General features: G+C 33.3%; 13 protein-coding genes. 3 read left to right on the top strand and 10 right to left on the bottom strand.

Features of this window, described 5'->3' with window-relative positions; all coding sequences use genetic code 11:
• Window positions 1-209: 209 nt before the first annotated feature.
• Complete coding sequence (locus tag CJF42_RS16060) at window positions 210-1943, bottom strand: choice-of-anchor I family protein (protein WP_095367664.1); 1734 nt, start codon at window positions 1941-1943, stop codon at window positions 210-212.
• A 516-nt stretch (window positions 1944-2459) separates the two neighbouring features.
• Between CJF42_RS16060 and CJF42_RS28685 the strand changes: the two genes are divergently transcribed.
• A complete protein-coding gene (locus CJF42_RS28685) occupies window positions 2460-2678 on the top strand; it encodes a hypothetical protein (RefSeq protein WP_095367663.1) in 219 nt (72 codons plus the stop codon).
• A gap of 26 nt (window positions 2679-2704) precedes the next feature.
• On the opposite strand, the gene CJF42_RS16050 is transcribed toward CJF42_RS28685, so the two are convergent.
• The 4 genes from CJF42_RS16050 to CJF42_RS16035 all read right to left on the bottom strand — a co-directional run bounded on the left by CJF42_RS16050 (window position 2705) and on the right by CJF42_RS16035 (window position 11155).
• On the bottom strand, window positions 2705-6754 hold the full coding sequence (locus tag CJF42_RS16050) for a cobaltochelatase subunit CobN (protein ID WP_095367662.1): 4050 nt from the start codon (window positions 6752-6754) through the stop codon (window positions 2705-2707).
• Between the two features lie 314 nt (window positions 6755-7068).
• Complete coding sequence (locus CJF42_RS16045; protein WP_095367661.1) at window positions 7069-8187, bottom strand: HmuY family protein; 1119 nt, start codon at window positions 8185-8187, stop codon at window positions 7069-7071.
• 30 nt (window positions 8188-8217) lie between these two features.
• Window positions 8218-10200, bottom strand: a complete 1983-nt coding sequence (locus CJF42_RS16040; RefSeq protein ID WP_095367660.1) for a TonB-dependent receptor plug domain-containing protein — start codon at window positions 10198-10200, stop codon at window positions 8218-8220.
• 403 nt (window positions 10201-10603) lie between these two features.
• Window positions 10604-11155, bottom strand: coding sequence for a GNAT family N-acetyltransferase (locus CJF42_RS16035; RefSeq protein ID WP_095367659.1), 552 nt, complete (start codon window positions 11153-11155; stop codon window positions 10604-10606).
• Between the two features lie 583 nt (window positions 11156-11738).
• On the opposite strand from CJF42_RS16035, the gene CJF42_RS26845 reads away from it, so the two are divergent.
• Window positions 11739-12176, top strand: a complete 438-nt coding sequence (locus CJF42_RS26845) for a transposase (protein WP_141235574.1) — start codon at window positions 11739-11741, stop codon at window positions 12174-12176.
• Here CJF42_RS26845 and CJF42_RS16025 read toward each other — a convergent pair.
• Window positions 12082-14295, bottom strand: coding sequence for a winged helix-turn-helix domain-containing protein (locus CJF42_RS16025; protein WP_095367657.1), 2214 nt, complete (start codon window positions 14293-14295; stop codon window positions 12082-12084). The two genes, CJF42_RS26845 and CJF42_RS16025, sit on opposite strands and share 95 nt — an antisense overlap.
• Before the next feature lie 215 nt (window positions 14296-14510).
• Here CJF42_RS16025 and CJF42_RS16020 point away from each other — a divergent pair, with 215 nt between their 5' ends.
• Window positions 14511-16370 carry a serine hydrolase domain-containing protein gene (locus tag CJF42_RS16020; RefSeq protein ID WP_095367656.1) on the top strand — a complete coding sequence of 620 codons (1860 nt, stop codon included), beginning with the start codon at window positions 14511-14513 and terminating at the stop codon, window positions 16368-16370.
• Window positions 16371-16437: 67 nt separating this feature from the next.
• Here the strand turns inward: CJF42_RS16020 and CJF42_RS16015 are convergent, their stop codons facing one another.
• From CJF42_RS16015 to CJF42_RS16000, 4 genes are all read right to left on the bottom strand, one after another.
• Entirely contained in the window at window positions 16438-19098 is a 2661-nt protein-coding gene (locus tag CJF42_RS16015; protein WP_095367655.1) for a fibronectin type III domain-containing protein, read from the bottom strand.
• A 616-nt stretch (window positions 19099-19714) separates the two neighbouring features.
• A complete protein-coding gene (locus tag CJF42_RS16010) occupies window positions 19715-19954 on the bottom strand; it encodes a DUF1653 domain-containing protein (RefSeq protein ID WP_095367654.1) in 240 nt (79 codons plus the stop codon).
• Window positions 19955-20060: 106 nt separating this feature from the next.
• Window positions 20061-20816 carry a DUF748 domain-containing protein gene (locus CJF42_RS16005; RefSeq protein ID WP_095367653.1) on the bottom strand — a complete coding sequence of 252 codons (756 nt, stop codon included), beginning with the start codon at window positions 20814-20816 and terminating at the stop codon, window positions 20061-20063.
• 67 nt (window positions 20817-20883) lie between these two features.
• Complete coding sequence (locus CJF42_RS16000; protein ID WP_170940635.1) at window positions 20884-23097, bottom strand: sensor histidine kinase; 2214 nt, start codon at window positions 23095-23097, stop codon at window positions 20884-20886.
• Window positions 23098-23488 lie beyond the last annotated feature (391 nt).

Below are 23488 nucleotides of genomic sequence, written 5' to 3'. Positions count from 1 at the left end.
TGATGGGTATATATACCCAAGTCACTTCAAGATACGAGTTTAATTCTCGCTGAAATCGCGCATTTTAAAGTATTATGGGTATAACTCCCTTAAAAGAAGATGGACCGGTAATATGCACCTGCACTGCTCTAATATCTAAACTTTTAAGCTGCGATAACACTGAATATAAGGCATAAAAAAATGCCTTATATTTTGATAAAATACGTTGTTTACTTCTCTGATATTTGCCACACAGCAACTGTTCCAGATATTTCATTACCAATGACCAGCAATGCTTTCCCAGTTGGACTATCTTTAGCAGATACAAATTTCATACCCTCAGGCGCTAAATCTCCTGTAATATTAGCTTTTTCTGTAGTACCTCTATTAATAAAGTAGTTTACAAATTTAGTATTGTATGGATTAGTAATATCAAACATCATAATACCAGCCATGCGCTCTAAGCCAACAAAAACACATGTACGATCACCAATTTTACCAATTGCTAATGCCTCAGGTTCTGCGCCTTTTGCATCTGAACGTGTATCCCCTTTATTTTCATCTTCATCATTATTAAATGCTTCACCGTGAATAGATGCTGTTATGCGATCAATCATATCACCAGAATCAAAAACAACTAGCCCATTACTATCCCAAATAGTGAAAGAGCGGCCGCCAAAAGTATATAACTGCTCAAACTCACCATCATTATCTATATCACCTAACTCAGAAGATACTTTTAACCGACCAATATCCATATCATCATTATTCAAGTGATCAAAATTATCCGCTAATGTCAGATCTTCAGCTCTTATTTCATTGCTGTATGCTAAGCAGCCATCATCTTCGTCAAAGTCTAATCCACCAGCTACTAAACAAGCATTTTCACTTTCGGCATCAAAAAAGTACTTGCGACCATCTCCTTCGTTTGCAGTAATAATATAGTCAGAGCCTTGCCACTTAAAGGTAGCCACTGAATCAGGTTGGTACATACCTTTTAAACCAGTATATTGTTTAAAGTTAATTCCACCATCTTTATCTGAAGCATCAAAATCTAGACCACTCCAATCTTTAAAACCTAAGCCTTTAATTGATATTGAATTATCATTTAAGTTTAAAGTAACTAAAGCATTATTCTCTTGTAACGTAATAAAAGCTTTTGAGTTATCTTGTGAGATTGCAACATATTCAGGCTCTAAATCCATTGCAACAGTGGTTTCAATCAACTGACCTTTAATTGTTCTACCTGATGGATTTGAAAATATAACCCCCTGTTCAGTTAATTGATCTTGTTTGCCGTTAAACGTTTTAAAATCAATCGAAGTGGCAATATCTTTAGGCGTACCTGAAACAATATCTATAATTGAAATAGAACCCTCAGGGTCAACGGAATAATCCCCCACTGGTTCGCCTTCATTAGCAACAACCACTTTTTCTCCATTAGGAGAAAAAGCAACCATGTCAGGTAAGTAACCAACAGTAACATTTTTTATAAAATCGGGAACATCATTTGATATATCATAAAAGGCAATTTTACCCAGCTCACCTGTATTTGCAGCCATAGCAACCGCTAATAAATCATCGCTATCTGAAATAGCAATGCTGTTGGCATCACCATTTGTATTAGCAGATAAATCAATAGTATGAAAAATTGGCATATTTGTATTATTAACAACACCCTCACTATCTTTTATAAGCACTGATGCATCAATATTTTTTGTTGTTAGTATTTCAACTACCGCTTTATCACCGGAACTATTAATCGCATACACTTTTTGTGACGATTTTTGATATGCCACAATTTCTGCTGCTCCCTCAGGGGACTCAGTATTGAGCTGAGCACGACCGATAAGTGAAACATTTAACTGGGTGTCTATGTTGTTTCCATCTTTGCCATCGTCACCATCTAGATTGCAGCCAATTAATAAAGACATTAAAGTAAGCGCGATTATTGATTTTTTCATTTATAACTCGTTTAAAAAAGAAAGGGTAAAAATAATTGGCTAATAGAAACAGTTGTTGATGACAGAGAAATTACAATAAAACGACAGAAATATGACAATATTATGATTGGAAGTTTATGACTCTAACCTGCAAAAATCTGTACTCAGTAAAACTAAATATCTTTAAAGGTTAACACTATCTCAATACTTAGGTTTATACCCAAACCACTTCAAGATGCAGGATTCAGTTGGAATTAGAAATGCTTTAGGCAAGGCGTATTAGTGAATGGAATAGCGGGCTATTTCGAGCTGATACAACGTAGCATGTGTGATTTTTGGCCATTCCCTGCGGGTGAGGCTAAAATTTCCGTATACTGCGTTAAATTTTCTTGATGGAGAATAACTAGACCTACAAAAATTTTCCTAGTCTACGAAAATTTTAGCTCTCGCTGGTGACTATATTTTAAACTGAACGGTTCTCTAGGGGCTGTTGATCTTTCAGGGTTAAATTTTGTTCGAGATAAAAGCATTTTAGTCGTGTGTAGCATAGTCATTCTAAGTAAATACGACTCAACAAAGAATAAAATGCTTTTAGCCGAACCCTTCGGACAGCGTTTGTTGGGCATTTTTACTGCGTTATCGCCTTTTTATGTGGAACAACCACATGACAAAGCCTCTACCTTGTATAAATGCCCTACAATTCGCTGCAAAAGTAATATCGAAAGATCAACAGCCCCTACAATAAAGGACTGGTAATACCAGTTCTTTATTGTAAATAATAACTAGTTTGATATTAGTTTTCTAGGTCGGATCTCCATAAAAAATCCAGCTGAAAAAATGGCTAAAAGAGCGAAGATAATATACAAAATGTCATCATCACTTTGTAGTGCTTGCTGTTTAACCTCTTCCAGTTTCTGACCTGTTACCTGCTCCATATTTGCTGCCTTGCCAGCATCTGGATTTGCTACATTTTTAGCAACATCAAATACAGGCGGATTTAAACCAAAGTTTTTAGCTTGATCTGTTACATGTTGTTTTAATTTCTCATTATCAATATATAACTCATATTTTTGTGCAAATTCAGAATAAGTTTCAACCAACTTTTTAAGTCGCTCAGGAGAAGTTTGCCAATAGTTTTTCCGATTCGCTTCTAACATGCGTTCCATCATTCTCGCTAATGCTTCAGGATTTACTTGCTCAAACCACTTATCTAATTCCATGTTGAGTTTATCATCGACATAAATATCAAAATATTCATCCCATTGATCATTACGAACGAGGTTCGGATCAACCACTTGCCAACCAAAAAAGTTATCCATACGAGAGCTTAAAGCAACAGCACCAGAGTAACCTTCTTTTTGCATTTCTTCTATCCACCGAGGATGAAACACTCGGGTTCTCAGCTCTTTTGCCATAAATAATCCTGCATCTTCCGCGATTGCATTGGTCACACTTCTCAAGTTAGCAATCACCATATCTGGACTTTTACCATCTAAGTTTCTGACTGCTAAACTTAAACTACCAAAGTATTCAAATGGATCATCTGAGCTTAACATGCCAAATACATTTGAAGAGCGTGAAAGTAATGCAATATCGGTACCTGAGAGCTGTTTACCGTACAGGTTGATAGCTTCTCCCTGTTCATTATTTACTTTCAAGCCCCACTTACTGCGATCAGCGCCATAATAATAACCCATTTTATTCATGTAATTATCAGCAATAATGGCATCTTCATCCCACTTATCACTCGCCCATGCCAGCTCGTCCGTACCTGAGCCATAGTCTCCTGATTCGTTTGAAAAAACACGTACAGTAGATAGGTATTCTGCGTCTTCTTGGTCTACACCTTGCGTAATTAATTCATCTTTAATGCGGACGCTATTTTTCCAAATTGGGTTTGAGTCTTCTTTAAGTTTTGCAACCTGCTCTACCGCTTTAGCTAAACGCATCATCACATTTGGAAATGCATCACGATATAAACCTGTAGCCGATAGCACAACATCAATTCTTGGACGTTTTAATTCTGAGTAAGGGATAATTTCAATGCCTATCACTCTACCGCTTTGTGACCATTTAGGTTTTACACCCATAGCATATAAGGCTTGTGCCTCAAGTACGCCATAGTGACGCATAGTTTCAATTGACCACAATGAAAACGCCATTTTATCTGGATATTTTCCATGCTTTTGATAATGATTGGCGATCATAGTATCGATCAATTCTATACCCTGCTCATAAGCCGCTTTAGTAGGTACTTTTGATGGATCAAATCCATATAAATTATAGCCAGTTGCTAAGGAATCAGGGTGACGTATTGGATCGCCGCCTGTTTTAACGGGAATATATTTACCAGATAAAAAATCGGTCATGCTTTTAAGCTCACGAATTTTACTCATATCAGCATAATATTGACGTCCAGTTTCAATATGTTTTTGTAGTTTTTTATCAATTTTATTAAACGAAATAGGTTGATCAGTCGAACTTTCTGTTAAAACATGTTTAACAATATAATTTAATGCGGTTTTATAACCAGCTTGATCTGAAAGTGGTACAACTGAATTACCTTGGTCAACTGATACATTAGTTTGTTGTGAATGAAAATGATGACTGTGCTCACCTTCATCATTATCTTCATGGCTAATTTGATAATTCTCATGTTCAAACTCACTCGCCAATGCAATAAAATCATTACCAAGCATCTGAATAAGTGTTGATGTCACTAACTCTATATCAGCTAAACTACCAAATGTATGTAAACCAAGCGGTTGAGTTGATGTTGCAAGTGATTCCATATGTGTATGTAATTCATTATAAAACCTATCAAAATCTGATGATATTTGTTCATCCGTCCAACTGATATCTTTACACAAGTTACTAGAAAAACATTTTTCTTTAATCTGTTTCGCTGTTTTGGTTTTTACGCCACCTTGATCTAATTGATTGTATTGATGCATTAACTCATGTAAAACTGAGATATCACCATGAAGACCTGCAGCTGCAAATGGCGGTGTCATATGTGAAATAACCGTAGCACGACCTCGCCGTTTGGTTTGCATTGCCTCACCAACATCATCAACAATAAATGGATAAACCACCGGAATATCCCATACAGCAAGGTTTCCTTGATCGTACATTGAAAGACCACGTTCTTTTCCACCAAGATATTCATGTGAACCATGAGTACCTAAATGCACTATGGCATCGCTGTTCCAAAAAGTTCTGGCATAAAAATATGAAGCCAAGTAAAAGTGATTAATTGGGATAATACCTTGATGAAGCATACCTGATTCATCATTTAATTTATCAGATCTCGGTGGTTGGCGCATAACCAACATATTGCCATTTCTAATTCTAGGTAATATAAAATAATCTTTACCATCGCGGTTTATCGCCATAAAATTATCTTGTGGTTTACCCCAATGACTATTAATTTGTTCTCTCACCTCTGCTGGTAAAGTATTAAACCAAGCTAGGTAACTATCAATCGGCATTAACTCTGCGAGATCTTCTTTTAATAAACGTTCTAATTGATAATCTTTATAAAAGGGATCTAAAATGTCTTTTACCCTATCTATAAAAAATGTATCTTGTTGATTTTCTATTGAATAGCCTTTATCCGCTAATGTACTGCTTATTGAACTTAAACTTTGTGGTACATTTAAAAATGATGCACCTATATCTTTATCACCCCAAACAAAAACAGTAATTTTTTTATCTTTATTGGCTTTGTGTTTCAAATTAGCAAGATTGATTGCTTTATTAACTAAATGGTCAAGTTGGTAGTCGATAATCTCATATTTTTGCGTTTTACGATCCATTGCTGCGATTATCATAGGATCAGTAACACCTGCTGTTTCTGGTAAAACTAAGGTAAAAGCCATCATATTGGGATCAACACCTATAGTGTCTTTTTCCCAAGTTTTTTTATCTCCAGAATAATATGTCATAGCTTGTAGTACAGGCACACCAAACTTTTCAAATTCTACTTTACGCTGATTTGCCCAGTGAATATTTCTAAAACTGATAATGACATCAACAGCTGGCGACGCTTCACCACTCAGATAAATAGCTTCATCGTAATGTTTTGCACCACGGGCTAATTCAAAATAGAATGGTATAACTTGAACTCCTAAATTCTCGAATCTTTCTATTGTTGTATCAATTAATTCTGTTTTTTCTATTTCAATACTGTCTCTGTTAAACAATAAACCAATTGTAGGCTTATCTTTTTTTAATGGTCTCCAAGTAACATATTCATCCAAAGTTTCTTTTATCAGTTTTGGCATCTCAGGGTGATAAACCCCTTTGATAGGAAAAATAATTGGCACTTTTACATTTAAATTATCTGTATTTGCTAGTTTAAGTGCATTTTGCGAAATAAAGCTGAGCATATTATCTAAATTTGCTCTACCGCCATTTCGCCAATAATGTGTTAATGCTTGCTGTTGTTGCTCATCTATGCCTTTATTTGCATTTGATTCAGTTTTCCAGCTTGGAGAAAAAAACACAGCTTTTGATGATTTTACAGCTGGTAAGTATTGCTCAAATGTTTTTTTCGATTCTCTTTCTGACACACCATCAAAAACGATTACTTGATTGCGTTTAAAAAGTGCTTCTGCCTCTGACAGCTCTTTTAAACTTCTAGCTGATTTATGCGTGATTTCCCACGATAATGGATGTTGATTTGCAACTTTTTTAAGTAAATCAACTTTAGATTTATTACTATGCGCTGAGCTTATGAATAAAATATTTATTTTATTACTCGCATAAGTAGGAATTAGGCTACTAAACAAAACCGACAGAAACATAAATAGTTTCAGGTAATTTTTCATTTTTATCTCACATGAAAATAGGGCAGGTACCCAAACGGCTTAAAAATGCGAGTTTCAGTTGGAATTAAAAACGATTTAGGCAAGGCATTGATAGTAGAGAATGGTAACCACTTTTCAAAATCAATAACTCAGCATAATTCATTTTTAAACCAACCTTATAGGCGTTTCATAGGAACTTACTCTCTACGTTGCAACTTATTCAATGGGAATAACCTATTTCTGCAAAGTGGCGCTTGATATTAAGTCCCTATGAAATTCTGAATCCTGCATTTTGAGTTAGTTTGGGTATAAATGGTCCTATAAATTTATAATTATTATTCTGCAGTTAATTTATCTGCACGGAATGTATAGCTACCAGAGTTTCCTTCGTCGTCGTAGTAGCTTGTTATTTGAAATTTATAATCAGCTGTAGGTGTTTTTACAATATAAACACCGTACTGAGACCAAAGCTTATGACCTTGCTCTAAATTATATACATACCATTTATTGTCATCAAAGGCTTTTGTACTATACTCGTTTGATTGAAAACCATAGTAATGTGCTGTTGCAGCATCGACACCTTGATAAGCATTATCAAAGTCTTTTATCGCTTTTGCATCTGCATGTAAATTAAGCTCGAAAGTACCATTAGCATCACTACATGGGATAGAAACGTGATATGCAGCATCTGCAGATACTTCCATGCCAGTTTCAAAATCAACATAAACTGCACTTGTCTCTGTATCGCTACATAACATAGCAAGGTCTAGCGCTACAGTTTTACTATCACCAAACTCTTCTGCACCTTCAGCTTGCATAGCAACATTAAATGTTACACTCGACATTGCATAAAAAACTTGAGTTAAGTCAACAACACTAAACTTTGCAAATGCACTTCCAGTTTGAATTATAAAAAAGTTATCTGATGCAGCTGACACTAGATGAGTTGTAGAGTCATAATTATGAAATCCATCTAATATTTTTTCAGTTTTATCTATTTTAAAGCTTTCTTCATCTGTAGGAATTGAAGCATGTGTTACTGCTACATAATCTTCTAATTCACTTTCAGGTGTTGCGTTAACAAATTTTTCTACAACAGCTTTACCATCCGTATCTAAAAAGTCAGCATTATTTCCTGTAAAGTTAACAGACACTAAATTATTTTCATTTTGATTTAGGAAAATACTACCACGTCTAAAAGCGATATCCCAAATTGTATCTGTTTTTGCTGTTTCTTGTGTTAATTCAACTACTTTACCTTCATCTAAATCGAAATATGCATATTCAGGTACTTGACTAGTGCCTGTACTAAGAGGACCATAAACAGTGTCAGTTACAACTACTGGCGGTGGCTCAACAACAGGCTTTTCTTCTTTTTTGTCACTACTACTAGAACCACAAGCAGTTAAAGATAAGGCTAAAGTAATTAAAGAAAGTTTATATAGGTTATTCATTATATTTTCTCGGTTAATTTTCAATTAGAGTTAAAATTTGTATTCAATTCCTAGCCTAAGTTCACGGCTAGATGTAGGGCGGGCATCAAAATGTCTTTGGTTAGAGCTTGATGACGATTTATGTTCATCAAATATGTTGTTTAATGCTAAAGTCCATTGAAGTTTTGATGTGATAAATTGGTTAATAGTAACGTTGACTAAGGTATATGCGTTATTTTCTACATCTAAATAGTTAGAAGATACCGCTTCATCCGCTTGGTAAACCAAATATACTAATGATTCAATATCCCACTGTAAAAAATCATAACCAAAATTAAATTTAACTTGATGTCTCGGTCTGCCACCTAGGCGGTTATCATCTTGGTCATTACTATCAACATAACTATAATTTAACTGGGCCACCCACTGGTTGAATGTCAATTCATTTGATATATCAAAACCGGAAATTTTAGCACTTTCTATATTGCTATAACGAGATATATCCAGCCCTTCTTTAGCCGATTCTTCAATATCAGTTACTGTAGAAATTAAATCTTTAGTATCAGAAAAGTGTGTACTTACTTCAAAAGAATAATCAGCATTATCTGATAAAACCTGTGATGCATAAGCTAAACTCGCTGTGATAGAGTTCGCTTGTTCAGGTGTTAAGTTTTCGTCACCTAATACCATATATCCTAAGTTACTGTGATCAAAAATATAATGACGCTCTTTCAAATCAGGTACTCGGTAGCCTTGTCCTACACCCAATCTCAAAGTAACTGGGTTTTCAAGATCTCCCATCTTTGCCATACCACTAATTCTTAGTGCACTATGAAAACCAAAATCAGAATCATTTTGACCACGAACACCTGCAAGTATTTGGTATTTAGGTGAAATCCAATTATATTGAAAATAAGATTCTATGCTGTGTCGGTTTTTTCCGTTTATTTCTATTGAATTTGTTAAAGGTTTAATTTGATCTAAACCATCGAATTTAGTAACAACTCCAAATACCGTTTCACTGCCAGATTCACCTTCAACTTTTGGTGTTGTATTGCCACTTTGCCAAACATTCAAACCTTCAACTTCTGCAAACTGAATACTCGTATCTCTTAAGCTATTTGACTGTCCGCTTGTTTCATCATGTTGAATTAAACGACTATTTAGTTTCCATTTGTTATCTGTTGGTAACAAATTAAAATCTAATTGATGCTGTGCAACATCAGATGTGTAATAAATGTATCCTTCTTGACCTGGAATTTTTGAAGTTGGACGCGTTTTCAACTCATCAAAATACTGATAACTCAAGGTCGTACTAATATTTGCAATATCTTTTTGGCTATTTAACTGAACAAATTTCTTTTTTAACTCAGCCGAATTTTGACTAATTGTTTCTTCATCATAATCAAAACCAGTATCTTTTAATATTTGTAACTTTACATTATGTTGCCAACCTAGCCACTGCGTTCCCGCTTTTAAATTTAACAACTGCGATATTGAGTCACCATTTTCTGTATCTGGCTTATTATTAAGATAGCTGCCAGTTTCATAAAATGCCGAAGCATATGAACCTTGTCTTTTCTTGGTAAGAATATTGATAACACCGCCCATCGCTGAACTACCATGTAAAACTGAAGCTGCACCTTTAATAACTTCAATTTGATCGATATCCGAGGCGCTAATATGGTCAAGATCAACTGAAGAGTTTGCCGGAGAAATAAGTGACTGACCATCCACTAAAATCAATACATGTTTACTGCCAAACCCTTGCATTTGAATGTTATAACCGTCTTTGACACTACGATTAACAACAACACCAGGAATAAAATCTAATACTTTAGCTAGTGTACCTTGTGATATCGCTTTTAAAGTTTCACCATCAATTACGTCAACCAACACAGGTGAGTTACTTAGCAATTTATTTGTTTTTGTTCCAGAAACAACAATGTGTTCAATATCTTTATCTGCAGCAATACTTTGAGAGTTATAGAAAAACAACGTAATTGGCAACAAAATTAAAAGTTTAGATTTCACAATAAATGCTTCATGGTTAAAAGAGCACCTATTATAAATAAATCACTAAAAAACTTCAATGCAAATAATAATAATTATCAGTGAGATTAGGGTTTTTGTTTTTGAGCACTTTATTTTATTTACCGGTGAAAACCAAATATTACGATGGAGGTTTTATACTTTTTACCCTAAACTCTTCTGCCAGCTACCCTTTAGTACATTGCTGTTTTACTCGTTTAGCACCCTCAATAAAACGATTTCAAGCATCATTTGATACCGACGTTGACCAACCATTTGAGCCTAAAATGAATCCTCAACTTGGCTTGTTGTCCTGTAAAATATCGTAAAAGCATTCAATTACCTTCAAATTCAGTCGCCAAGATTGAACCACCAGAGGGGTAACCTTGTTCTGAAAGCATATGCATCATATTTTTATAACTTTAGGTCTAAATAAGAAACCTAGAATACTACCAAAGAGTTTTTCATACATTGCTTCTATCTCTTCTTTGTTAATATTTCCGCCACATATTAACATCTCAAGCTGTTCACCAGGTTCTTTCACTCTATACCCTGATGAACTAAATCCATTTTTCTCATAAAAAGCTTTACGCTTGACTCGCTGCTTGTAGTTTTTTGCTTGCTGATCAAGTTCTTCAATATTTAGTACAATTCTTTTTTCTGAGTGAGTCCCTTTTAGCAAATCCATAACCTTACTACCATAACCAGCTGAGCGATAAGATTCCGCTATAGCTAAAAATTGTACAAATAAAATATCTTTATACTCAGTGATATAAATGAGGCCAATCCAAATATCATGTGCATAAAGTATGTTGAAACCCATCTTACCTTTTCTTAGTTTATATCGAAGAAACCATGTAGGTATGTACTGAGCTTCTGGAAAAGCTTTTTTATAAAGATCGATAACCTCATAATAATTTTTGTCGGATTCAAATAGTGGTCGTAGATTAATACTCATATGCTGTACTCATAACGATTTTATTAAACTGAAAACTTTGAAGGTGAGTTTTTGATTTATTAAAGTTGAGTTTACTCGCTAACCTATTAAATTAAAATCTGTTTTTAACTTCGATTTTTATTTTCAGCGCGATAAGACCTGCTTTTATCATTTAGTACTAAAGGTAAATGAAAGTTACATTTAGTACTAAATGATAAAAGCATTAAAGACTTAATTAATGCCCTTTATGGACTGCGGTGGTATTGAGGGTATTATACCCGTGCTATTTGAAAATTCAGGTTTATCGACTTGCTGAAATCGCGTGTTTCCATTTAGCATGGGTATATACCCAGACCACTTTAAGATGCAAGATTCAGTTGGAGTTATAAACGCTTTAGGCAAGGTATTGGCTTTTTCTTTTCTATATTTTCCCAAATGATTTTCCATGATAGCTCACTTAAAATCATCAAACAGGAAATATCTTTGGCCGATTCTTTATTTTGTGCTAAATCTTGAAGCTGCAATAGTCTTATTGCTATAAATGCCTAGATAACCGAGACTCTTATTATATTATCTCGACTTTGCATTCTGAGCTCTTCAACCTGTGCCTATACCATCGAAACAAGTAAAACCGTTTAGAACAGGTCAAAAAACAGATGCTAATGATGCTATTACCGTCGCAAGTCGAGCAGCTAATATAAAACCCGCTAGAGTTTTATCTCTTGAACAACAAAGCCTTCAGTCTATTGAAAAAATAAGAAGCCTGATTAATAAGCAGAAACTACAACTCTCAAATCAAGTACGTTGCTTGTTACTAGAGTTTGGCCTTGTTATCAATAAAAGTGTTAAAAACCCTAGTAGAAAGATGCGCCTAGATTATGAATTGCTCAGCAGTCCTGAAACTCGCATCTTGAAGTGGCTTGAGTATAAACAACTCAAATTTGATCTCACCATCTTACTTTTACAAAATCGCTTTGCGCACTTAAAGACTCAACTAATAGCAATTTATTTTTGTGGGGATGCAAATCAAATCCTAATCTAAATTTATTATTGCCGATTGAAACACTTAATAAATCATTCTGAGTACCTTCTTTTAACTCAGATAAATGATCAAAAGAAACGCGATTTAAAAATGATTCTCTATCTTCTCTAGAAGTAAAATATAGACCTAAATCATTTAATGCCCAACGATGTAAATTAGCTGATTCTATTGTTTCTAACTTCTTTTTATTTAACACTTTGCCTGCTTCAGTAAATATCAACCAAGCTATCCTATCTTGGTCTATTGCAACTGCGTTATACCCCTTTACTTCTAAGAATGGTCTAAAGGCTAAATAACCTTTAATAACTTGATGCTGTTTTTTATCTTTGACAGAGATTTTTTTAATATTCGGTTTACCATTTTCATAAACCGTTAAATATAAAGATCTATCATCATGCCATAATGGGTTAGCTACTTTTTGTAATGAATCAGTTATATAGTTTGGTTGTATTTGTGTACCTGTAACACATGCTGAAACTGTATTAACTGATTCAATAACTAACCTTTGATTTACAATTGCTGCAAAGTGATTTTCATTTGGGCTAATCTCTAAGTTAGATATTTTAACATTGCTCGGCCAACAAGCTTTTATAGATAAATTGCCAGCTATCTCTTGTTTATGGATCATTAAAGATTCAGCGGTTAAAGTCGCAAAATAAAGCGCTGAACCGAACTGGCTATAACGAGGTAAATCCTGTGCACCTGATAACGCAATAATTTCACTTGCCGTGATTAAAGGGGCTTTTTGCGTATTAGCTTGTTGTATCGTATTCAGATCAATCGAATTTGTATCTTTTTTTGCTAATAAAACATTGGGCTCTTCTTTAATATCTAAATAATTACCATTATGTTGGCGCATTAGATAACAATTTTTACCGCACTCAGCAAAAATATCATTTGTATAAGCAGGAAATTGAGGCAAGCGTGTTAACTGGTTTTTAGTAATATTGTACTTACTGGCCGCACCACTGAACGCACTTAAAGTTAATGTATTACTATCTTGATGCCAAACAATACGGTTAACAAACATAGATACAATGCGATTAGCGATAAGTGTACCTGAGTGAGTTTCAATCACTAATAATGAAAACTCTCCTTTGGCAACTTGCCTTATGATCGCTAAGTACTTTCCATCAAATGATTCTGAGGCTAAATAGTCTCCAGAGCCTACTTGAGGAGAAGTGATTGATGTTAACTCCTGTGTTGTTAAATCGAATATATAAATGCTGCGGTTATTTGATACATAAGCTTCTTGTGCTAGATAAAGCGCATTATCTCCATGCCATCCAACAATATATTTATCTTTCAAATTTGGATGTTGTAAGACATCTACATCAACCACATCTCCCTTTTGATTAAACTTTGTAATTATGTTGTTTGATATACCATCTTGATTTCGTCCAAACGCCAGTTTATTTCCTTGTTTTGACCAATATGCTCCTGAGTAATGTGCGCCATCCCAACTTATTTTTTGCAATCGATTATTTTTCAAATTTTTAATAAGAATTTGTTGTGGTGCATCACTTTTACTTCGGTGCGTAAATGAAATTTTTTGAGTGTTATGACTAAAACTACCATAAGTTTCAGAGCCAGCAAGTTCTGTAATTTTGCTGACATTAAACTTTGGTGTTTTAGATAAATCTTTATCAGAAATTTTGTTTAAATTAAAAATATAAAAAAGGCCAATACATAAACAAACTAGCACAATAATAAAATAAGGTTTTAAAGCCTTTAGCTTTACATTACTATTTAAAGGATTTTTATTTGAAGTATCAGTTATTAAAATCCTATCAACTGAAGCTATAAATTTATAGCCTTGGCGTGGCACAGTTTTAATAAATATTGGAGATTTAGCGTCATCCCCAAGTATTTTTCGTAACTTTTTAAATGCAGCCCTGATAGCCTCATCACTCACATGGCGCCCCGCCCAAACTTCATTTTGAATTTGCTCTCTATTAACCACATTAGGTGACTCTAAAATCAATAAGGCCAAACAAGAAAATAGCTGAGGTTCTAGTTTTATTTCTTCATTATTTTTATAAATACGCTCTTTAGACAAATCAATTTTAAATTCGTCAAAAATAAAAACATCCTGAGTACCCAGCGCCATATCAGCCATAAAATAAATCCTAATAATACATGTGACTTTTTGTGAACATCACATTATTGCAAGAGTTCACAACAGTTAACAAAAAGTTATTTGCCTTAAACCACCCTTTTAATTAATTCTAATTAAACACTTTGGACAGTTAGGTTCAAGTGATTTAATTAGCATTAACTTAAAATTTTGCATTAATTTCACACTGAAAAATAATAAATTCATTAAGAGGTACTATGAAACTTTTATCCATACCAATCATCATCTATTGCTTGTTACTGTTAGCCATTTCAAATATTGTTAATGCCAATTCCAAGCTACCAAAAGCACAAACATTAACTCAATTAAATAACAATATTTCAAAAATTATGGAGAAAAGTAAACTTCCTTCTTTGGCTTACGCATTAGTCAAAAAAGAGAGTATTGAAGAAATTAAAGTACTCGGGTTTGCTGATTTAGACTCGCAAAAAAGAGCTGATAAAGATACCTTATACCGTATAGGCTCAGTATCTAAAATGTTCACCTCTATTGCGATATTAAAATTGATAGAACAAGGCAGGTTACATCTCGATGATGAAATTAAAACCTTAGTTCCAGAAGTTAAATATTTTAACCCTTGGCATGAAACACATCCTATTAGAGTGGTTCATTTACTTGAACATACTACTGGCTGGGATGAGATCGCTTTAACTGAATATGCAAAGCAAAATAACCCTGAACAAACTTTAATTGAGAGTTTAAATTATTATCCAGAATCTCGCACATCTCGTTGGCCTGCAGGAACGCGATCAGCATATTCAAACTCAGGCGGAGCTGTAGCAGCTTATATAATTGAAAAAATCACAGAACAAAACTTTGAATCTTATATTCACGAAACAATTTTCAATCCGCTTAAAATGCAAAATTCAACTTATTTATATAATGAACAAGTTAAGCAGTTTGGTGCAACTTCTTATATGCACCAAAAAGCACAAGCTTATAAACACCTTATATACCGCCCTGTAGGTGCGATAAATTCAACGATAGAGGATATGGCTAAGTTTACAAAAATGCTACTTAATAATGGCAAGCCAATATTAAGTCCTGAATCTATTAAACGTATGCAAAGTAGCAAATCAACTAATATTCATGAAATTGCTAATGCATACGGGTTAAACAACATCCCCATTTTATTAAATAATTTCTTATATCACGGACATGACGGCGCTGTTAATGGTTCTTTAGCTGACCTTAGATACTTACCTAGTGGCAATGCTGGATTTGTAATTTTAACTAATAGTGGAAATCCAAGTAAATTAAAACAAATTCGAGAACAGATTATCCATTTTCAAACTCAGGAGTTAAATAAACCTGAGGCTTTTTCAGAAATAAACCCGAATGAAATATCAAAACAACTTAGCGGTTACTACTACACTGTAAACCCTAGATTTGAATTAGCACATTTTTTCAATAGATTAATTGCTGTTTATAAAGTAACGGCTACAGAGCAAGAATTATTATTTAGTGGTTTGATATTTAATTCTAAACCTAAAAAGTTTTTACCTGCCTCTGAAACTTCATTTAAATCTATCGACAATGGACTAGTTACCTTGGCAGCAGGTAATGATCCTATTGACGGACAAGTGATACATTACGGAGATAAAGTGCTTAAACAAACCTCTGCTTTTGCAGTTTATAGCCAACTAATTATTGCTTTGTTTTGGTTGATCAGCATCATCTCATTTATTGTTATTTTATTAATAAGTGGAATTAATAAAATACGAGGAAAAAAGCTTTCTGAAGTTCATAAAAAGTTAAGAACTTACCCGCTATTGGCATCGTTTTCAGCATTAGTGATGATCACAGTTCTAATACTAGGAATGAAAAATCCCGTTCTAAACTTAGGAAATATCACAATATTCTCTATAGCGTTAATGCTTGCAACTATTTGTTATGCCATTTTTACATTATTAGCTGTTTTTACTGCATTCAAAACAGATCCTGTATCACTTAATAAAGCTGTATATGGGTACCATGTTATTTGCTCAACAGTACACTTTGTCGCCTTTAGCTATCTATTATATTTTGGCATTATTGGTATCAGAGTTTGGGCATAATATAGTGAGGATAAAATGTCACACTCATTTTAAACTTTAAAATAAGTGTGACTAAAAAAGTACTTATTTAATATAGTGCCTTCCATTGTGAATAATCACTGTTACCACAACTATTTATAGCTCTAATTCTGACATACTGAGTACCAGATAAATTTAGATTGTAATCAGTATTAGCTGTACTTCCATGATCTGTCCACGTTCCAGTCCAGTATTGAACATCATAACGCGTTGCGTCTAAAACGGTTTGCCAACTAATACTTTGACTAGTGCCATTTAAATCTTTAGGAGTTGTAGGCGCAGCATTACAACTATCATTTGGCAGCGTCACTTCTGTCCATTGACTAAAATCACTTGAACCACAAGAGTTACTTGCACTTATTCTTACATATTGTGTGCTACCAACAGATAAATCAGTAAATGAATACTCACTACTTGGTATTGTGTTAATTGTCTGCCATTGGCTGTCATTCATCCAAAGTTGTACGGTATAATTTTCAGCTTCTGCGACTGTATTCCAATTAGCTGTAAACCCAGTTGATGAATCAAGCGTAAAAGTCGGTTTTGATGGTACATCAGGAGCAGCAGTACAACTTGTTCCATCAGTAGCCGCTATATAGTTATAATACAGCTGAAACCATTGACCACTCATTAAATAATGAAATGTAATATGAATAGTAGAGCCATCAGTTGGTAATCCTGTAATGGTGTGTGACGTACCACTTAATTGATGAGCGTTACGATAATAATCTTTCGCTCCTAAAGTTGAACCCGCATAAAACCAAAACCCCTCTGATTGTCCTGGATTCCAATTAAATATTTGTGAAGACCCAGTCAGTGTTTCACCATCAACAGGACTTATTAAACCCAGCTCATCGGTAGTATTCTCATTAAATGCAACAAAATTAAAGCTTTTTTGCATCCACTGGCCATTACTTAAATAATGTAAAGTAATATGAACTGTAGATCCATCTACAGGTAAACCTGTTACTGTATGAGAGTTATTAGCTGTTGGATTTGTTTGGTTGTAATAATCAGCTGCACCGACTGTTGATCCTGCTGATATTTTGAAAGCCTCTGCTCCAGCAGTATTCCAGCTAAAAAGCTCAGAGGAGCCACTTAACATTTCGCCGTTTGATAAATTATTAATACTAGGCGTTTCATCACCCACACCTGTAATTTGACCTTCAATCGCATAATACCCTACAGAAGAATAATTTGAAAAGCCATGATTTGGAGAACCTTCTGCGCCACCTCTGATCTCTAATGTGTAGCTACCTTGTGATAAATCTATATCAAAAGAAGCAGATCTCTTAACACTTTTATTAGATTGTGCAACGGTATACCCATTACTGTCTTTAATATAAGCCTGAACATCAAGCATACCGCCACCTATATGCTCAGTTCTATCTATCACTAAATTAACTTGGCCCCCAGCTGAGCCAAGAGTAAAACTAAAACTGTCAACATCTGTATTTCTCTCTATTAATCCGGTATTGACCTGCGCACTCACACTCCCATTTGAAGCTATTGAAAGTGCTTTTGTATGCGTATTATCATCAAGTTTACTCGGAATAAATCCATTGATGATATTAAAGTCATCTTCTCTATTTGAAGCACCGTAATACTCTCCTTTACTCCATTGGTACAAGGCATTATTCCAACCTGTCCCCATCCAAATATTGCCCATAACTGGCACCCATTGAAAATCAGCTATCCCATTAAAATATTCACCTCCAGGTTGACCACCATCATGGGCTAAATGCAATAAGTGACCTAATTCATGAACTGCAATTCTTCCCTGTCCATAAGCATCACTTTCTCGATAAAGCGTACAAAAAGTAGAAGTACCAAAAGCATAATGACAAGAAGAACGACCTGTTTCACGATACATAGTGGCACCGCCCCGCTTACTTGGTACGGCATAATCATAAATTTCGCGATTGGTTGTCACATTAACATCAAACATTGAAAAGCTAGCAGCGACAATTTGCCATGTCGTCCAAATAAACGCTTTTGAAACATCATATGGCACACCATTACTCATTACTCGGCTAGTATCAATCAATATGACATAATTCGAGCCTGGCTTACTTTCTAATAAACCCACATGCTGTCCAGCATAAGAGCCTATATGTGGTGAATTAGTAAAAGCATTCGGAAAAGCAATTTTACTGTCAGCTGACTTATTTAAAATATTATGCTGTTCAAAGTTACAGATAGGATGTACATCCGTAATTTTAACTTGCTTTACAACTAATTCTCCATATTCAGTTGTATATTCATAAGCGATATTTTGATCTCGCAAGATCATCCAACCATAAAGATTTTCATTATTTCCTTGAAAGATAAATTCCGAATTATCAAAACCTGCGACTTGCCCTTCCATAGATAAGTAACCATCAAGTTCCAATGAAAATTGTTTAGTAATTACAGGGATACCCGCTCCTTGTATATCTATTAAATTAAACTTCATTGGCAGCTGAGTTGACTTAGCCTGAGTTCCTAATACCTCTTTTAATTTAATCGCTTTATTTTTTAGTTTTAATTTTTTAAGAAATGTTTCAGTAGAACCTAGATTCAAAGAGTTCGATGATATATCTAAATTTTTTGAAGTTTCATTTTCCTTAGCTTTAACTGCATTGCCAAAAAACAAACAGGATAACAGGCAAAGCCAACTTAAATATCTTTTGCTATTAAAATAAAATAAATGGGGTTTCGTTATTTTCATTTTTTCATCCTAATTCGTAATAAAACAATTAATTGAAATGAAAATCTGACTTTTAAAATTCATATTTTATTGTAATTACTACGATTATTTTTATATAAAGCGAAAGTTGATACTGCTATTTTCTACTTTCAATGAGCAGAAGAGGATCATCAAAAATCCATCAACCGGCAAAAAAAATTGGTTGAATTGCAACCAACAGCACTAAAGTTATAAAACTTAATTTTGAAGTTCAATAGAAACTGACATGAAGTACCTAAAAAAGGAATTAAAACGTAGCAATTATGTATTAAGTTGTAAATGAAGCTATTTGGAGATAAATATGAGAGTTTATTAAAAATAAATTGAATTATTTAATTTTAATTTGTATTAAAAATAAACAGTGCTTTCCAAGGGAAAAAAAACACTGTTTACAGTTGGGTTACATACTTCATGTATATAATACCTTTCCATGTAAGTGAAAAGGTTGCTGTAATATTGTTATTTATTAATTTTCATTGATTATGTTCACTTTGCGAACAATTTAATTGAATTTCTAATTTAATAAAAAATAATAAGCTATAATAGCCAAAGCAAAGTTAATAAACGGTTAATTCCAAACATTTTATTACTGGTTGAATTATATACATTGCTTAGTGCTTTTTTCTATTGTGTCTTCAACTTTAGAGAATCTTTTTAAAGTTTTTCCTTCTCGCTCTATCATTTCATCAAACATATCTAATGGGCGCACCCAAATTTCTTTTTCGCCATATTCAGGCTGATATACAACTAATAACTCTTGTGTTTCACTGTGCTTTGCTAAATGTAATACTTGGTAAAAGTTACCTTTAAAGTGTCGGTACCGACCTAGTTTGATCATGATTGTTTCCTAAGGTAGCCATAATTACTGGATTTAATAAAATAAAAATTGGAATTTAAATAAAAAATAGAGATGAAAAACCTCTCACTTTATAATCTTCAATAGATTAACTTTTAAGTTTATCTAATAAACCACCTAATTTTTCTTTAGCCTTCTTTTCTAATTTCTTTTTAACTTGGTCTTTTAAAGTTGTTGTTTGCTGTTTTTTTGCTTGCAGCCAAATAGATGATAAAGCTTGTGTTACCAGTTCAGTACCCAATTGACTTGCTGGCATACCGGCTTGACCACCAATATTAGTTAATTTGATATCAGTTAATACTGCTTGATGCATTTTATTTCCAAGTTGAGTTAAATCAACTGTCAGTGAAACACCTGCCAATACAAATTTATTTACGCGTATAATGGGCTCTGCACTACTATTGGTATTTTCTTTCTGGGGTACAGTTGCTGAATCACTTGCAGTATTTTTCTTTATAGCATCGAGGATATCTTTAATATTAGCGCCACCATTTTGGGTAAATTCTACAACAGCTTTAGGTTTATCAATTACAATTTTTTCAATAATAATAAGGTCAGTTGTTAAGCTCTCAAGATTAATATCTAAAGTCACTTCATTTAATGAAAATACTGAATGTGCTTTATATTTATCTGGATTATCTAAAACTAACCCCTTAATAGTGCCTGCACCATCTAAAAGATTAATATCAACCTGGCTAACCGTGACAGACTGTTCGGTAACTTTGCTACCTACCTGTTCTATTTTCTGCTTAATAAAATCATTAAGAACACTGCCAGTGAAAAACCAGAATGCACCAGCAACGATTAATAATAAAACAGCTATAAATATTGCAATTTTTTTCATTTTTTATATATCCATATTAAGTTTGGAAAAATTATATAGGAATTAATACATAAGGTAAGTCTATCAATTAAGCTTTAGGTATATAAATAATAATTTCGCATCCTTCACCAAAAACTGATTCAACTAAAATACTGCCATTGTGCTCTTTGATAATGGAATGAACAATATATAAACCTAATCCAGTCCCTTTACCAACTGCTTTTGTCGTGAAAAAAGGATCAAACAAGTTTTTCAAATCACTGGGCTTAATACCTGTTCCTGTATCTTTAATACTTACTTTAACAAATTCTTTATCATTCGAAGAGAAAATGAAAATTTTTCCTTTATTTTCAATTGCATGGGAAGAGTTAACAAACAAATTTATAAAAACTTGTAATAACTTTTGCGGATAACATTTAACATAAGAGTTTGCTGCAAACTCTTTAATTACTTCAGCTTTATATTTTAATTCGTTAGAAACTAAGTCTAAACTCTGCAAAATAATGTCTTCAATTAGCATTTCTTCCATATCGTCATCATCTTTATGAGTATAATGCCCTAAATCTTTAATGATACGTGTCACTCTTTGCAAACCATTTTTACTTGAATTCATAATTTCATTCATATCAGATAAAATGTAATCAAAATCTTGATCATTAAAGAATTTTGTAGCTGCTTCTAAATTACCACTCTCTTTTATCAACAAACAATATTCTGAAATTAATTGTGAATATTCATCTAACACACAAATATTACTTTGCACAAAACCAATTGGATTATTTATCTCATGAGCTATTCCCGCAGCTAGCTGACCGATAGAGGCTAGTTTTTCTGAATTAATCAGTTTTTCATTTAAATTCAAAAGCTTTTCTTGATTTAACTTTCTATCATTTATATCCGTAATGGTTATTAAATAATGAGTTTCATTTGAGATTGAAAGTAAACGCCCAGAATATTCAATATAAGTATTCTTTAAGGCTGGGCTTAATAAACTTTCTTCAGATGTTTTTAAAATATTATCAAGATCTAATTCACCCGTTATCTCTTGTAAAACAGGAATAAATTCACCAATATTATTATCTAAAAGTAATTCAGAACTATTGCCTAATATCCTGCAAGCTTCTGGATTTACTTCTTGTATTAAACCTCTTTTATCTAATAGTACAATACCATTAGGCACTGTATTCATAATGTTTATTAAACGTTGATTCACATCATTTGCTAATGTCCGTGCACTGGCTAACTCACACGCCATTTTATTAAATGCCGAAATAACTTGTGATAACTCATCTTTAGTATGATGTTTAACTTGTACTGATAAATCACCAGAAGCGAGTAATTTAGCTTTATTTGAAAATTCTTTAATTGTTATTTTCAAGGAATGATACATACCAAAAATAAAATAAGTAATTACGAGATAAAGCATTAAAGCTAGAGACAAAAATAAATATAACTCTTCTCTCTGTAGCGCTATTTCAGCGTAGAGTTCATTTTTAATAATTGGCAGTAAATTATTACTTATATTATATATTTCATTTAAATGTAGGGTATTCATATCAAAGAATTGCTGCCAAGATATATCAACAATACCAAACTCTGAAAGTATGATTTTATTATAAAAGTAATCTATTAATGAGTTCGTTTCAGAAGTAACATCAATAAACTGATTTATTGTTACATTTGATATGCCTAAATTAGAAGTATAATTTAAACTTTGTTCAACTATAGATGAAGTTTGAATTAGCTCATCATGAACTTGTTCCAATAAAGTATAAGAATAACTATCAATACTCGACGAACTTAAAGCGTGACTGCCAAATGCTCTTAATTTGCCAATTACTCTATTTAATAAAGGCAAATCTTCAATTAATAATTTTATCAAAAAGAAGTTCTTTTTATTTGGGTCATAAGCCAATTTACTTTCATATGAAACTAACCTGGCTAGTCTTTCTAATTTTTGTACGATACGATCATAATGATAAAAATGGATTTCCGGTTGCCCTTGAACACCAGCAGTTGAATTAGATAATTCATTCCATAAACGCTCTAAGCTAGTTAACTCGTTATGAAGCTCAATCGTCAAGGCCTTAGAAGATAAAAGATGTGTTCTTAAATTAGATAATGATGCTTTAGCTTGTTCTTTTCTTATATGAAGGTTTTCTGAAAATTGAAAAGACAAATTTGATCTTTGTAAAATAGAGTAATCTCTTAAATCAGCAATCACTTTAATGGCTTTTAAATTATATTCTAGCGCTTTAATACCTTGTAATTCTAACTCCGAAGTTTGAATATTTCCCTTCATTTCTCCTATTAGTGCCCAGCCAAGTAAGGTGAGAGGGAAACTGAAAATTAAGCAAATAAACACAAATTTAAAGACAAACCTTAATTTACTCATTAAGGCAATTGCAGGATAGAACAGCAGGAACTTAGTATTTTTTATCATATTTAAAACACCAAGGATCTCATTTAAAGAGAGTAAAAGATTAATTAACTTAATCTTACAACATTTTGAGAGACAAGTTTAAAATAAGTTCAATAAAGTAAACCAAAACATGTGTTTAAAATATACTAAACCATTTTAAAAAACATAATGTCCCCACGAATACCGGCATCACAGATATCAAAAGTTGAAGTATGCTTGACGGTGTTTTTTTACATACTCACAAACAGTTTTATTGAAGACTCTTTGTCAA

It is taken from the genome of Pseudoalteromonas sp. NBT06-2 (assembly GCF_002276045.1).
In the GTDB taxonomy this organism is placed as follows: Bacteria; Pseudomonadota; Gammaproteobacteria; order Enterobacterales; family Alteromonadaceae; genus Pseudoalteromonas.
Note: the sequence above shows the minus strand (reverse complement) of the source record. Positions and strands in the feature narration are given on the sequence as shown.

Coding starts and splice junctions, on each gene's coding strand:
- CJF42_RS16060 (WP_095367664.1), bottom strand. CDS start 1,943: ATGAAAAAATCAATAATCGCGCTTACTTTAATGTCTTTATTAATTGGC.
- CJF42_RS16050 (WP_095367662.1), bottom strand. CDS start 6,754: ATGAAAAATTACCTGAAACTATTTATGTTTCTGTCGGTTTTGTTTAGT.
- CJF42_RS16045 (WP_095367661.1), bottom strand. CDS start 8,187: ATGAATAACCTATATAAACTTTCTTTAATTACTTTAGCCTTATCTTTA.
- CJF42_RS16035 (WP_095367659.1), bottom strand. CDS start 11,155: ATGAGTATTAATCTACGACCACTATTTGAATCCGACAAAAATTATTAT.
- CJF42_RS16025 (WP_095367657.1), bottom strand. CDS start 14,295: ATGGCTGATATGGCGCTGGGTACTCAGGATGTTTTTATTTTTGACGAA.
- CJF42_RS16020 (WP_095367656.1), top strand. CDS start 14,511: ATGAAACTTTTATCCATACCAATCATCATCTATTGCTTGTTACTGTTA.
- CJF42_RS16015 (WP_095367655.1), bottom strand. CDS start 19,098: ATGAAAATAACGAAACCCCATTTATTTTATTTTAATAGCAAAAGATAT.
- CJF42_RS16010 (WP_095367654.1), bottom strand. CDS start 19,954: ATGATCAAACTAGGTCGGTACCGACACTTTAAAGGTAACTTTTACCAA.
- CJF42_RS16005 (WP_095367653.1), bottom strand. CDS start 20,816: ATGAAAAAAATTGCAATATTTATAGCTGTTTTATTATTAATCGTTGCT.
- CJF42_RS16000 (WP_170940635.1), bottom strand. CDS start 23,097: ATGAAGGGAAATATTCAAACTTCGGAGTTAGAATTACAAGGTATTAAA.